Genomic DNA, 14721 nt, shown 5'->3' on the forward strand with positions numbered 1-14721 from the left:
TTGTCGTTATTAGCTAAGGCGTTGAGGGCCAGCACGGATACCTTGCGCCTGGCTGATCCAGACGGGCGTGCTGAATGCTGCTTGCGGAGTAAAATGCGCATAATCAATGCGATAACCATTTTCAGGCGGCGTGCCTTCCTGGGTCAGCAGCGCGCTGAGCGTATCCAGTAAAGCAAGATGTTGCGCCTGAAACGGTAAAGACTCTTCAGCAACGGGCAGCGTTTGCGGTGCCATTGCGAAGGAAAGATGACGGATTACCGTGCGAATTGCGTGTTGATGCCAGTAATCAACGGAATAGTTCGAGTTTGGGCGGCGCGTATTCGCTTCCAACAAGGCCAACTGACTAAAGTTAACTTTGGCGGAAGGCTCGTGGTTGCGGGTTGTCGCTTTTGCGGGCGCATTTGGTTCGGCGGCGTTGCTGAGCGCAGGCAAACCTAAACTCGCCGCGACCATCCCTAATAAGAGATGCGGCCAGAAGTAGCGTTTACCAAACTGTCGCCAGCGCGTCAGTATTCCACTCACGTTATTGCCATCCCAATCGTATTCAAACGTTTTTAGCGCACAAATCTTATCATTAAAGGCCGAAGTCCACAGCAGGAATGAAGATAAGTTGTGCGTAAAAGTGCTTAAGAAAACAGCGTTCGCACCGTTTCTTACGGCCCTGATAACAACTCAAAAAAAACGACTGGTTCACCTGGCCGGAGAGAGTGCCAGATTTGCCAGTCGAATTTTATACGACAGTATAAATGTCGTTATGCCAGTACCGTCGAAGGCGCTTTGAAGGCCAACGGCAGTTCTGCGTCGTCCTGGAAGGTCACATATTCCCAAGCTTCCTGTTTTGCCAGGACAGCCTGCAACAGTTTGTTATTCAGTGCATGACCGGATTTATAGGCGGTAAATGCACCAATAATATTGTGACCACACATGAACAAGTCACCGATCGCGTCAAGCATTTTGTGACGCACAAATTCGTCTTCAAAACGCAAACCGTCTTCGTTCAGTACGCGATAATCGTCAACAACGATGGCACAATCGAAGCTGCCGCCCAGGCACAAACCACGAGACTGCAGATATTCAATATCGCGCATGAAACCGAATGTACGCGCACGGCTGATCTGACGCATAAACGCATCAGCAGAGAAGTTCATCGCATAGCGTTGATTGCTGGAATCGATAGCCGGATGGTTGAAATCGATGGTGAAATCCAGCGAAAAACCATTATATGGCTTAAATTCAGCCCACTTATCGCCATCTTCGACACGAACAGTCTCTTTGATGCGAACAAATTTCTTGGCGCAGTTGAGTTCGTCGATACCAGCATCAAGCAGCAGGTAAACAAACGGAGCAGCGCTGCCGTCCATAATCGGGATTTCCGGTGCGTTAACTTCGATAACGATGTTATCGATGCCTAAGCCCGCGAGCGCAGCGTTCAAGTGCTCAACGGTTGAAATCCGTACATCATGCTCGTTGACCAGACACGTACAGAGCATGGTATCACGCACAGATTTGGCATCGGCCGGGAAATCTACCGGTGGATTCAAGTCGGTGCGACGATAGATGACCCCGGTGTTGGCCGGCGCAGGGCGTAACGTCAGGGTGACTTTCTTGCCGGTATGTAAACCGACACCCGTCGCCTGAACGATACGTTTAAGTGTCCTTTGTTTGATCATCGTATTATCTCGCCAAATTATCTATCCAACCGAAGTGTACTATACATTCGGCAGGCCAGTTTAGCACAAAGAGCCTCGTAACCCAAATTCCAGCTTATTCTTAGTCAGCTTGCTTACGCAAGAATGCAGGGATATCCAGATAATCAGGTTCTTTCGCGGTTTGCGGCGTATTGTCGTTCACCACTTTAGCGACCGGTTTCTGTTCCTGAGTCAGCGGTGCCATACCGTGCTGTTGGTAACGATCCATCACCGGCTGCTGAACTTGTTTATTGGTCACGAGAGTGATTTCAGGACGTTTGTCCATGCCGATGCCTGTTGCAACCACGGTTACACGCAGTTCATCGTTCATATCCGGGTCAAGAGATGTACCGATAACCACAGTCGCGTTATCCGAAGCAAATGCACGGATGGTGTTACCTACGGTTTCGAATTCATCCAGACGCAGGTCGAAGCCCGCCGTGATGTTAACCAGCACGCCGCGCGCGCCAGACAGGTCGATGTCTTCCAGCAGCGGAGAAGAGATAGCCATTTCAGCCGCTTCTTCCGCACGGTCTTCGCCGCTTGCCACACCAGAACCCATCATCGCGTAGCCCATTTCAGACATCACGGTACGAACGTCTGCAAAGTCGACGTTCATCAGACCCGGACGAGTAATCAGTTCAGCGATACCCTGAACAGCACCTTTCAGCACATCATTCGCTGCGCCAAACGCATCAAGCAGGGAAATACCGCGACCGAGCACCTTCAGCAGTTTATCGTTCGGGATGGTAATCAGTGAGTCCACATGCTTGGACAATTCAGTGATCCCCTGCTCCGCGAAGGCCATACGCTTCTTGCCTTCAAAGTTGAAAGGCTTAGTCACGACAGCAACGGTCAGGATCCCCAAATCTTTTGCAACTTCAGCAACGACCGGCGCAGCACCTGTACCAGTACCGCCCCCCATACCTGCTGCAATAAATACCATGTCTGCACCTTCCAGCGCCGCACGCAGTGCATCGCGATCCTCATCAGCCGCATTACGGCCAACTTCTGGATTAGCGCCAGCTCCCAGTCCTTTGGTTATACCACTACCGATCTGAATCGTCTGCCCAACCGCTGTTTTACGCAGCGCCTGTGCATCGGTATTTACCGCGAAGAATTCAACACCTTCAATGCGCTCACGCACCATGTGCTCAACAGCATTACCGCCGCCGCCGCCGACGCCGATGACTTTAATCACCGCGTCGTTGGTAAGTTCCATTGGTTCAAACATAGTTTCTCTCCGATATGTGCCTGTCGCCTGAGGCCGTAATCACCGTCGACCTCATAAAAATTAAAACTCTTTTCGCAGCCAACTATTGAGTCGCTTGATCCACGAGCCAACTGATGCTGTAACACGTTTTTCTACTTCCGCTTCACCGTTAAGATGTGACTCTTTCCCGTAGTGAAGCAATCCCACAGCCGTCGAGTAATACGGCTCCTGAGCATAATCAGTTAAACCAGTGATATTCAGCGGCGCGCCAATACGCACCTGCGTATGAAACACTCGCTGAGCGCAGGCGGCAAGACCTTCGATCTGCGCCGCGCCACCGGTTAATACAATGCCCGCCGCCAGGTGATGTTTCACACCTTGTTGGCGAAGCTTTTCCTGCAACTGCAATATCTCTTCGTTGACCAGATTGAGCAGCTCGGTATACCGTGGCTCAATCACCTCCGCCAGCGTCTGACGTTGCAGACTACGCGGTGGTCGCCCACCTACGCTCGGCACTTCCACACTCTCATCTTTACCAACGATGGAGCCTAACGCGCAGCCATGGCGAACTTTAATCGCTTCGGCGTCGCTTGGCGGCGTGCCAAAGGCATAGGCGATATCACTGGTCACCACATTGCCAGCATAAGGAATTACCTTGGTGTGGCGCAATGCCCCACCGGTATAAACGGCGATATCCATTGTACCACCACCGATATCGACGACGCAGACTCCCAATTCACGTTCGTCTTCCGTCAATACCGAATAACTTGATGCCAGTCCGGCAAATATCAGTTGGTCAACTTTCAGGCCACAACGTTCAACCGCTTTAACAATGTTTTTCGCCATATCATTGTGACATGTGATCAGGTGCACTTTTGCCTGCATTCGCACGCCGGAAAGCCCCACCGGGTTCTTGATCCCTTCCTGATAGTCAATCGCGTACTCTTGCGGGATCACGTGCAACACACGATGTTCATCACGCACGCGCACCGATTTCGCGGTATGGACGACGTTTTCCACATCTTCTTGCGTCACTTCTTCTTCAGAAATGGGCACCATACCTATTTCATTCTGACAACTGATGTGCTTACCAGAAAGCGCCAGATATACTGAAGAGATCTGACAATCTGCCATCAATTCTGCCTGGTCAATAGCGCGTTGTACGCATTTGACCACGGATTCGAGGTCGTTAACCCCGCCTTTATCCATACCACGTGACGGGCAACTGCCCACACCAATGATATTGACCATACCGTCGGGCAGAACTTCCCCTACTAAAGCGGCAACCTTCGCGGTACCAATCTCCAGTCCTACTACCAGTTTTCTGTCCGTCGCCTTGATCATTGTTGTTCTGCCTGTGCCTGATTTTGTTGCTGAGTAGATTCCTCTGGCGGCAAGGGCGCCCAGCCTACTGCCGCACCAGAGTCATAACGCAAATCAACGTAGCTAATCCGTTTGCCATCGGTTTGCGCCTGCTGCTGTAAAACCGGATAAAGTTCTACAAAGCGAGCCAAACGTTTCATCGTATCGCCCCGGCCAAGGTTGAGCTTAATATCGTTATTCAGCGTCAACTGCCAGGAACGCCGCGCGGTCATCGCCGCTTCCTTCAGAGTAAATCTGTCCTTTGCCAGCATCTGCCCCATTTCGCGATAGCCCTGCAACACTTCATTTGCGCTGCCTTCCGGGCCATACAACATCGGGAGCACCTGCTTGCTGGTGCGATCTGGTGGCACGCTGAAGGTATTTCCTTCGGCGTCTACCATATGTTGATCATTCCACCGCGCAATCGGCACATATTCAACCAGATGAATCTTCAATTCATCAGGCCACTGCTTTCTGACGCTCACCTGCTTAATCCACGGCAGGCGTTGTTCTATTTGCGTCTGGATGATGTTGACATCCTGGGTCATAAAAGTACCCGGCTCACCCAACGCCAGGATCGACTGCCGGATATCGTCATTACGCGTGTAATGCCGTTCACCGGTCAACACCAGCTTTGAGAGCGGCAGGCGTTGCGCATCTTCCATCCAGCCCAACACGACCCAGCCGCTCACCAACACTGTCGTTAAAACCGTCAGCAGGAAAAGGATCCCCGCCAGACGTGTTCCATTATTGCGGCGAGAAGAAATCTCTTCCTCGCTGTTTCGCGTGTTCAGAGCAGCCTGCGACATATTAGTCCGCCAGTTCCAGAATTCGTACTACCAACTGCGAGAAGCTTAACCCCGCCTGACGCGCCGCCATCGGCACCAGACTATGGCTGGTCATACCCGGTGAGGTATTGGCTTCCAGCAGATAAAACTGTCCATCACTGTCCAGCATGACGTCAATACGCCCCCATCCTTTGCAGCCTAAAGTCGTCCATGCTTTCAGCACTAATGCCTGCAAATTGGCCTCTTGTGACGCTTCCAGACCTGCGGGGCAGAAATACTGTGTCTCATCAGAGAGATACTTTGCCTCATAATCATAGAAGGTTCCGGCGGGTTGAATACGTATTGACGGTAAAATTTCTTCACCGAGTATCGCAACCGTGAACTCCGGCCCACTTAGCCATTTTTCAATCAATACTTCTTCATCGTGCTGAAATGCCAATCTTAATGCATCTTGTAGAGCATTTTCTGCTACTACTTTTGACATTCCAACGCTGGAACCTTCGCGACTCGGCTTGACAATAAGCGGCAAACCTAAGGCAGAAATTTCTGCTAACTGCTTATCACTAAGGCCTTTTTCAAATTCTGCGCGGGTTAATGCCACCCACGGCGCTACCGGTAAACCTGCTCCCTGCCACAGCAATTTGCTGCGTAGTTTATCCATTGAAAGCGCAGATGCCATCACCCCGCTGCCGGTATAAGGTAGCCCCATCAGCTCGAGCATGCCCTGCAATGTGCCGTCTTCACCGCCGCGCCCGTGCAGAGCGATAAATACTTTCTGAAAGCCCATCGCCTTCAGTTGCGTCACGTCGACTTCTTTCGGATCGACAGGATGCGCGTTGATACTGCCTTCACGCAGCCCGGCTAACACTGCAGCACCAGAATTCAAAGAAACTTCTCTCTCTGCGGAGTTCCCGCCCAACAGGACCGCGATTTTATCAGTCATGTTGCTCTTCCTCCGGAGTTTGCGGCTTCAGTTTGATTTCAGCTAAAGAACGAGCAATTTTTCCGATATTACCCGCCCCCTGCACAAGAATCAGGTCGTTACCAGTTAATACCGGTGCTAACATCTCGGCTACCTGCGCCGGATCAGGCACCAGAATGGGATCAATTTTCCCACGTCCACGAATTGTACGACACAACGAACGGCTGTCCGCTCCCGGAATCGGTGCTTCGCCAGCCGGATAAACGTCCAGCATCAATAAGGTATCGACCTGGGTCAGGACATTGGCAAAATCGTCATACAGATCACGAGTGCGGGTGAAACGGTGCGGCTGAAACAGCATCACCAGGTTTTTATCCGGCCAGCCAGCACGCGCCGCTTTAATCGTGGCATCCACTTCTGTCGGATGGTGGCCGTAGTCATCGACCAGCATTGCTGTACCGCTTTTACCGTTGACCGGCTCCAGCGGAAACTCACCGAGGAAATCAAAGCGACGACCGGTTCCCTGGAAGCTCTCCAGCGCACGCAGAATAGCGTCGTCGTCAATCCCCTCTTCCGTGGCGACCGCAACCGCAGCGGCAGCGTTCAGCGCATTATGACGGCCTGGCGCATTCAGAGTAACGCGCATCGGCTCTTTGTCCTGGCGCAGCAACGTAAAGTGCCCCTGCGGGCCAATCTGCTGATAATCTTCCACACGAACGTCAGCATCTTCACTGAAACCATAAGTGGTAATCTGACGGCCAACGCGCGGTAACAACTCACGGATCACCGGGTCGTCAACACACATCACCGCACGTCCGTAAAACGGCAGGTTGTGCAGAAAATTAATAAAAGTCTGTTTTAAATTCTCGAAGTCACCCTGGTAGGTATCCATGTGATCGGCTTCGATATTGGTGACAATCGCCACCATCGGTTGCAGATGCAGGAACGATGCGTCGCTCTCATCCGCTTCGGCAATCAGGTAACGCCCGTGACCTAAACGCGCATGAACACCCGCCGCTTTTACCAGCCCACCGTTAACGAAGGTCGGGTCGAGGCCCGCTTCTGCGTAGATGCTGGAAACCATCGCGGTGGTGGTGGTTTTACCGTGTGTCCCGGCAATGGCGATGCCATGACGAAAACGCATTAACTCAGCCAGCATTTCCGCACGACGAATAACCGGAATACGCGCTTCATGGGCAGCAACAATCTCTGGATTGTCAGCAGAAATCGCGCTGGAAACAACGACCACGCTGGCGTCACGCACGTTTTCCGGGCGATGGTTGAAGTAAATCGTCGCCCCCAGATTCATTAACTGCTGCGTGACCGGATTTGGCGCTAAATCGGAACCACTGATCTGATACCCTTCATTGGCCAGAACTTCGGCAATACCGCCCATACCGGCACCACCGATGCCGACAAAGTGTATGTGCCGAACGCGACGCATTTCGGGCACGATGGAACGCAGTTTTGCCAATTGTTGTGTATTCATTCTTTACGCCATTAACTTCTCAAATTCATGCGATGCAAAAGGCATCGCCACAATTACGCCCGGGCAGCCCGGCTCACTTCATTTGCCACTCGCTCGGTGGCATCCGGAATGGATGCAGCACGGGCGCGTTCTGCCATGGTTAATAAGGTTTCTCGCGACCACCCGGCCAGGGTGTTGGCGACAGCGTCCACAGTAAGTTGCGGTTGCTCGATAATTTTGGCTGCGCCCGCTTTTTCCAGCGGCAGCGCATTCCAGTATTGCTGGCGGTCTTTATGCTGAAACGGCACAAACAATGCCGGTAGCCCCGCCGCGGCGATTTCACTCACCGTCAACGCGCCGGAGCGGCAAACAACGACATCCGCCCATGCATAGGCCGCCGCCATATCATCAATAAATTCTGTCACTTTATGCTGCGGTTGCCCCGCTTCGGCATAAGCCTGTTCAACAGATTGTTGCGAACCTTTGCCACTCTGATGCCAGATAGTTACCGTATCGCCCAGCTTTGCTGCGACCTGAGGCATTGTCTGGTTAAGAATACGCGCGCCCTGCGAACCACCCACCACCAACACACGAATCGGGCCTTCACGCCCGGCCAAACGTTGCTGCGGTAACGGCAGCGCCAGCACATCGGTACGCACCGGGTTACCAACCACTTCCGCATTGGGGAAAGCGCCTGGAAACGCCTGCATCACTTTGGTGGCAATTTTCGCCAGCCATTTATTGGTCAAGCCTGCAATGCCGTTTTGTTCGTGAAGTACAACCGGAATGCCTAACGACCATGCTGCCAGACCACCTGGCCCGGAAACGTAGCCGCCCATCCCGAGCACCACATCAGGCTTGTAAGCTTTCATAATTGCCCGCGCCTGCCGCCAGGCGTTAAAGATACGCAGCGGAGCCACGAGTAATGCTTTGATCCCCTTACCACGCAGGCCGGAGATACGAATAAAGTCGATCTCAATACCGTGCTTCGGCACTAAGTCCGCTTCCATACGATCGGCAGTACCCAGCCAGCGAACTTGCCACCCCTGGGTCATTAAATGGTGCGCAACCGCCAGCCCGGGGAACACATGTCCGCCAGTACCGCCAGCCATCACCATTAATCGCTTCCCTTGACCACTCATCGTGAACCTCGTGCAAACGCCTGCGCTTTCTCCAGACGCGTTTCATAATCAATACGCAACAGCATCATGATGGCTGTCGACATAATCAGTAAACTCGAACCACCGTAACTGATCAGCGGCAATGTCAAACCTTTGGTCGGTAGCATCCCCGCCGCCGCGCCTACGTTAACCAGCGCCTGGAAACTAAACCAGATGCCAATTGAACAGGCGAGAAAACCAGAAAAGCGGTGGTCAATTTCTAACGCTTTACGGCCAATCGACATCGCACGAAAAGCGACGAAGAATACCATTAAAAGCGCCAGCACCACACCGATATACCCCAGTTCTTCTCCGATAATGGCGAAAATAAAGTCAGTATGCGCTTCCGGCAGATACTCCAGTTTTTGTACCGAGTTACCTAAACCTTGCCCCCACAATTCGCCACGACCAAACGCCATCAATGATTGCGTCAACTGATAGCCGCTGCCGAACGGGTCTTCCCACGGGTTCCAGAACGCGGTAACGCGGCGAATACGGTATGGTTCAGCGAGGATCAGCAACACAACCGCTGAAATCCCCATGCCGATAATGGCAATGAATTGCCATAATTTCGCCCCCGCCAGGAACAGCATCGCCAGCGTGGTCACAAACAACACCACCACCGTACCGAGGTCAGGCTGCGCCAGCAGCAACACTGCCAGTACCAGAATCACCCCCATCGGTTTCAGGAAGCCGCGCAAGTTATTACGCACTTCGTCACCTTTGCGCACCAGATAGTTGGCGATATAGCAAAACAGCGACAGCTTAGTCAGTTCCGCAGGCTGAATACGCAGCAGGCCGAGATCGATCCAACGCGATGCCCCTTTAACTGAGCTACCCACCACCAGCACGATCATCAGCAAGATGATTGACCCGAGCAGCATTGTGGCGCTGTAGCGCTGCCAGAACTCCATCGGCAGGCGCAGCGTAATGATCGCCAGAATGAACGCCAGGATCAGGTAAACACCATCACGCTTCGCGAAGAAGAACGGATCGTTGGTTAAGCGTTGCCCGATGGGCATTGACGCCGAGGTCACCATGATAAAGCCAATCGCCGCGAGGCCGAAGGTCAGCCACAGCAAGGTACGATCGTACATGATCAGGCTGTCGGTATCTTTTTCCCGCGAGCCCATCACCCAGCCCTTCAGCGCCGTGGAGATCCAGACCAGGATACTGAATCCCGGCAGACGCGGCATTTTCAGGCGAGGGAAAGATAAACGCATCAACCAAACTCCTTCGCCAGACGAGCAAATTCATTGCCCCGTTGTTCAAAGTTCTTGAACTGATCGAGGCTGGCACAGGCCGGAGAGAGCAGAACCATATCTCCCGGTCGCACGCGCGGAGCCAATAGACGCATCGCCTGCTCCATGGTTTCGGTTTGTTCAGCCACTTCCGGGCGTAAAGCCGCTAACTGCGCACCGTCGCGACCGAAGCAATACAGACGAACGTTATCGCCATTCAGATAGCGCGCCAGCGGACTAAAATCCGCCGATTTGCCATCGCCGCCTAACAACAAGTGCAGCGTACCGTCAACATGCAAGCCGTTTAGCGCGGCTTCCGTACTGCCGACGTTGGTAGCTTTCGAGTCGTTAATCCAGCGTACGCCATTGTGCTCAAGCACCACTTCAAAGCGATGCGGCAGACCGGTAAAAGTCGTTAGCGCTGTCAGGCTGCTGGCTCGCGGTAACCCTGCGGAATCCGCCAGCGCCAGTGCCGCCAGCGCATTGGTGTAGTTATGTTGCCCTGAAAGCTTCATCTCTTTCACGTTCAACACTTTCTCACCTTTCACCCGCAGCCAGGTTTCGCCCTGCTGATGATTCAGGTGATAGTCACCCATGTTGACGCCAAAGCTGACGCAACGTTCATCCGCACCGCGGATCGGCATCGTTAAGGCATCATCGGCATTAACCACGCAAACTTTCGCATTTTCGTAAATGCGCAGTTTTGCCGCACGATACTGTTGCAAACCAAACGGATAACGATCCATATGATCTTCAGTTACGTTCAGAATGGTCGCTGCCACCGCCTGTAAACTGGAGGTTGTTTCCAGTTGGAAGCTCGACAGTTCCAACACGTACAGTTCGCACTCATCATCAAGTAACATCAACGCTGGCAGACCAATGTTGCCACCTACGCCAACGTTAACACCTGCTGCTTTCGCCATTTCGCCCACTAAGGTGGTGACCGTACTTTTGCCGTTAGAACCCGTGATCGCCACAATCGGCGCTTGCGCTTCGCGGCAGAACAGTTCGATATCACCAACGATTTCGATTCCGGCATCGGCAGCGGCGCTTAAGGATGGATGCGCCAGCGCAATGCCGGGGCTGGCGACAATAAGATCTGCCGCCATCAGCCATTCATCATTAAGACCGCCAGTATGACGTTCTACCGTTTCGGGTAATTTATCCAGGCCAGGCGGTGTCATACGCGTATCCATAACGCGCGGCGTCACGCCGCGAGCAAGGAAAAAGTCTACGCAGGAAAGCCCGGTGAGGCCCAGGCCGATAATGACGACATTTTTACCCAGGTAATCAGCCATGATTAACGCACCTTCAGCGTTGCCAGACCAATCAGGACCAGCATCAGCGAAATAATCCAGAAACGCACGATGACACGCGGTTCCGGCCAGCCTTTAAGTTCATAGTGGTGATGGATCGGCGCCATGCGGAAAATACGTTGCCCGCGCAGTTTAAAGGAGCCGACCTGCAAAATAACCGACAGGGTTTCGACAACAAACACGCCCCCCATAATCACCAGCAGGAATTCCTGACGCAGCAGCACAGCGATAATGCCCAACGCGCCACCTAACGCCAGCGAACCAACGTCGCCCATAAAGACCTGCGCGGGATAGGTGTTAAACCACAGGAAGCCCAGCCCTGCCCCGACTATCGCGGTGCAGACGATAACCAGCTCCCCGGCGTGTCGCAGATACGGTATATGTAAGTAGCTGGCAAAGTTCATGTTGCCGGTAGCCCAGGCCACCAGTGCAAAACCACCTGCGACAAAGACGGTCGGCATAATGGCCAGACCGTCGAGGCCATCGGTCAGGTTTACCGCGTTGCCCGTACCGACAATCACAAAATACGCCAGCAGGATATAAAACAAGCCTAACTGCGGCATCACATCTTTAAAGAACGGCACCACCAGTTGCGTTGCTGGCGTGTCTTTTCCTGCAAGATAAAGTGCGAAAGCAACGCCCAACGCAATCACCGACATCCAGAAATACTTCCAGCGCGCGATCAAACCTTTGGTGTCTTTGCGCACGACTTTGCGATAGTCATCAACAAAACCAATAATGCCGTAACCGACCAGCACCACCAGTACGCACCAGACATACGGGTTGGAGGGATAAGCCCACAAGATCACGGAGACGACAATCGCAGTCAGGATCATGATCCCACCCATGGTCGGCGTGCCGCGCTTACTGAAGTGTGATTCAGGGCCATCGTTACGAACAACCTGCCCGAAGGAGAGTTTTTGCAAATGAGCAATCATGCGCGGGCCCATCCACAATGAGATGAACAGCGCAGTCAGCAGGCTGACGATGGCGCGAAACGTCAGATAGGAAAAGACGTTAAAGCCGGAATAATATTTGACCAAATGTTCGGCCAGCCAAACTAACATGTCCCATTCTCCTGTAAAGCGCGTACTACCTCTTCCATGGCAGCACTACGTGAACCCTTAACTAAAATCGTAATCACCTGTTGCTCTGCAATCAGTGATTTAAGACGCGTAATCAACGCGGATTTATCAGCAAAATGTTCGCCAGCACCGCTGGCGGTGCTGATAGCATGGCTTTGCTTGCCCACGCTTAACACGCGGTCAATACCAGCCGCCTTCGCCGCTTCCCCCACCTGGACATGACAGGCATCACTTTCAGCACCCAGCTCGGCCATATCACCAACCACCAGCACGCGATAACCCGGCATTTCAGCCAGTACCTGAACTGCGGCGGTCATTGAGCCAACATTGGCGTTGTAGGAGTCGTCGAGCAGCAACTGGTTTTCCGCCAGTTGAATGGGGAACAGACGACCAGGAACAGCTTGCAGATTTGCCAGTCCCGTTTTGATGGCATCAAGCGTTGCACCCACGGACATGGAGAGCGCCGCGGCAGCCAACGCATTTGCGATATTGTGACGCCCCGGCAGCGGCAGCAGAACATCGACGCTACCTGTTGGGGTTTGCAGCGTAAATTCAGTACCATGTGAAGTCACATGGATATTGGTAGCGGTAAAATCGCTGTTGGCGGCATTTGGCGAAAAACGCCACACTTTGCGTGAGCCAATCACACTCTGCCAGTTCAGCCAGTCGTTGTTATCGGCATTCATGATAGCGATACCGTTTTCTGGCAGGCCGGTAAAGATTTCGCCTTTCGCTTTCGCGACACCCGCAAGCGAGCCGAAACCTTCCAGATGCGCAGCCGCCAGATTGTTGACCAGTGCGGCTTCCGGACGGGTCAGGCTAACAGTCCAGGCAATTTCGCCCTGATGGTTAGCGCCAAGCTCAATGACCGCGTAATCGTATTCCGGCGTTAAACGCAGCAGCGTCATTGGCACGCCGATGTCGTTGTTGAGATTGCCAGCCGTATAAAGCGTGTTGCCACACTGACTTAAAATCGCCGCGGTCATCTCTTTCACAGAGGTTTTACCGGAGGAACCGGTCAGGGCAACCACACGAGCAGGAACTTGCTGACGAACCCATGCTGCCAGTTCACCAAATGCCAGACGCGTATCGTTAACGATTAACTGTGGCAGGTCGATATCCAGCGGACGGCTAACCAGCAGCGCGCCTGCCCCTCCAGCTTTCGCCTGGTCGGCAAAATCATGGGCATCGAAACGTTCGCCTTTCAGGGCGACGAACAGACAGCCAGGCGTCAATTTACGGGTATCGGTGGTTACGGCGTCAAGGGTGATATCAGCCCCTTTCAGTTCGCCGTTGAGAATATTCGCCAGTTGGCTAAGGGTTACACTAATCATGCGATTACCCCCAGCAAACGCGCCACCGTGACGCGATCGGAGTAGTCCAGACGCTGATTACCGACAATCTGGTAATCTTCATGGCCTTTACCCGCGACCAACACGACATCATTTTCTTTCGCCTGCATAACGGCGCACGTTACCGCTTCTGCGCGCCCTTCCATCACTTTGGCATGTCCGGCGTCTAACATCCCCGCCAGAATATCGTTGATGATGGCACGCGGCTCTTCAGTACGCGGGTTGTCATCCGTTACCACCGCCACGTCGGCAAACTCTTCAGCAATCGCCCCCATCAGTGGGCGCTTGCCTTTATCGCGATCGCCGCCACAGCCGAAGACGCACCACAGCTTACCCGCACAGTGCAGGCGCGCAGCCTGCAAGGCTTTTTCCAGCGCATCCGGAGTGTGAGCATAATCCACAACAACCGTCGGTTTGCCTGGCGCAGTGAACACTTCCATACGTCCGCAAACCGGTTGCAGACGCGCGGCGGTTTTCAGCAGGTCAGCTAATGGGTAACCGAGCGCCAGCAGCGTCGCCAGCGCCAGCAGCAGGTTACTAACGTTGAATGCGCCCATCAGGCGGCTTTCTATTTCCCCATCGCCCCAGCTTGAGGTGAAGCGAATGGTCGCACCGCTGTCGTGATAGTTCACGCCAGTCGCTTTCAACCAGCGGCCATGACAGTTCGGATTGATATTTTCTTCCATCGACACGGCAACCGCGTCCGGCAATTTTGCCAGCCAGCGGCGGCCTACTTCGTCATCAGCGTTGACAATCGCCTGACCGCAATGATGTTCGGAGTAAAGCAACCATTTCGCCGCTTCGTAGTGTTCCATATCACCATGATAATCAAGGTGATCGCGACTTAAGTTAGTAAAGACCGACGCCGCAAATTTCAATGCCGCCACACGGTGCTGTACCAGCCCGTGTGAGGAAACTTCCATTGCGCAAAAAGTCGCGCCCTGATCCACCAGCCCCGCCAGCTCATGCTGAACGTCGACTGCCGAACCGGTGGTATTTTCCGTCGGGATCACTTTACCCAGCAGGCCGTTACCAACAGTGCCCATTACCGCGCTGGTTTCACCAAGCAGTTGGCTCCATTGCGCCAGAAGCTGAGTCGTTGTGGTTTTACCGTTGGTGCCCGTTA

13 protein-coding genes are annotated in these 14721 nt (G+C 53.4%); all 13 read right to left on the reverse strand.

The genetic code is table 11. The features are described from left to right. Positions 1–9 precede the first annotated feature (9 nt). Entirely contained in the window at positions 10–522 is a 513-nt protein-coding gene (gene secM, locus C0K55_RS11055) for a secA translation cis-regulator SecM (RefSeq protein WP_000014327.1), read from the reverse strand. A gap of 230 nt (positions 523–752) precedes the next feature. Further along, a complete protein-coding gene (gene lpxC / locus C0K55_RS11060) occupies positions 753–1670 on the reverse strand; it encodes a UDP-3-O-acyl-N-acetylglucosamine deacetylase (RefSeq protein ID WP_000595484.1) in 918 nt (305 codons plus the stop codon). 100 nt (positions 1671–1770) lie between these two features. Then, positions 1771–2922 (reverse strand): cell division protein FtsZ, encoded by a 1152-nt coding sequence (gene ftsZ, locus C0K55_RS11065; protein WP_000462777.1) that lies wholly within the window; start codon positions 2920–2922, stop codon positions 1771–1773. A gap of 60 nt (positions 2923–2982) precedes the next feature. Next, positions 2983–4245: a cell division protein FtsA gene (gene ftsA, locus C0K55_RS11070; protein ID WP_000588474.1), complete on the reverse strand. Its 1263-nt coding sequence runs from the start codon at positions 4243–4245 to the stop codon at positions 2983–2985. Beyond that, complete coding sequence (gene ftsQ / locus C0K55_RS11075; RefSeq protein WP_000075732.1) at positions 4242–5072, reverse strand: cell division protein FtsQ; 831 nt, start codon at positions 5070–5072, stop codon at positions 4242–4244. The genes ftsA and ftsQ overlap by 4 nt, the downstream gene beginning before the upstream one ends. Position 5073: 1 nt before the next feature. After that, complete coding sequence (gene ddlB / locus C0K55_RS11080; RefSeq protein ID WP_000130029.1) at positions 5074–5994, reverse strand: D-alanine--D-alanine ligase; 921 nt, start codon at positions 5992–5994, stop codon at positions 5074–5076. Beyond that, complete coding sequence (gene murC / locus C0K55_RS11085) at positions 5987–7462, reverse strand: UDP-N-acetylmuramate--L-alanine ligase (RefSeq protein ID WP_001096039.1); 1476 nt, start codon at positions 7460–7462, stop codon at positions 5987–5989. Before murC ends, ddlB begins: the two co-directional genes overlap by 8 nt. 53 nt (positions 7463–7515) lie before the next feature. After that, on the reverse strand, positions 7516–8583 hold the full coding sequence (gene murG / locus C0K55_RS11090; protein WP_000016580.1) for an undecaprenyldiphospho-muramoylpentapeptide beta-N-acetylglucosaminyltransferase: 1068 nt from the start codon (positions 8581–8583) through the stop codon (positions 7516–7518). Next, on the reverse strand, positions 8580–9824 hold the full coding sequence (gene ftsW / locus C0K55_RS11095; protein WP_001517743.1) for a cell division protein FtsW: 1245 nt from the start codon (positions 9822–9824) through the stop codon (positions 8580–8582). Before ftsW ends, murG begins: the two co-directional genes overlap by 4 nt. Continuing rightward, positions 9824–11140, reverse strand: coding sequence for a UDP-N-acetylmuramoyl-L-alanine--D-glutamate ligase (murD, locus tag C0K55_RS11100; RefSeq protein WP_105266408.1), 1317 nt, complete (start codon positions 11138–11140; stop codon positions 9824–9826). Before murD ends, ftsW begins: the two co-directional genes overlap by 1 nt. A 2-nt stretch (positions 11141–11142) precedes the next feature. Beyond that, positions 11143–12225 carry a phospho-N-acetylmuramoyl-pentapeptide-transferase gene (mraY, locus tag C0K55_RS11105; RefSeq protein WP_000964135.1) on the reverse strand — a complete coding sequence of 361 codons (1083 nt, stop codon included), beginning with the start codon at positions 12223–12225 and terminating at the stop codon, positions 11143–11145. Next, positions 12219–13577, reverse strand: coding sequence for a UDP-N-acetylmuramoyl-tripeptide--D-alanyl-D-alanine ligase (gene murF, locus C0K55_RS11110; RefSeq protein WP_001517742.1), 1359 nt, complete (start codon positions 13575–13577; stop codon positions 12219–12221). Before murF ends, mraY begins: the two co-directional genes overlap by 7 nt. After that, positions 13574–14721 (reverse strand): UDP-N-acetylmuramoyl-L-alanyl-D-glutamate--2,6-diaminopimelate ligase (gene murE / locus C0K55_RS11115; protein ID WP_105263358.1); only part of this gene is annotated, 1148 nt, incomplete at its 5' end. The genes murF and murE, both read right to left, overlap by 4 nt.

Origin of the sequence: Escherichia sp. MOD1-EC6098, from assembly GCF_002965865.1 — a bacterium.
GTDB lineage: Bacteria > Pseudomonadota > Gammaproteobacteria > Enterobacterales > Enterobacteriaceae > Escherichia > Escherichia marmotae.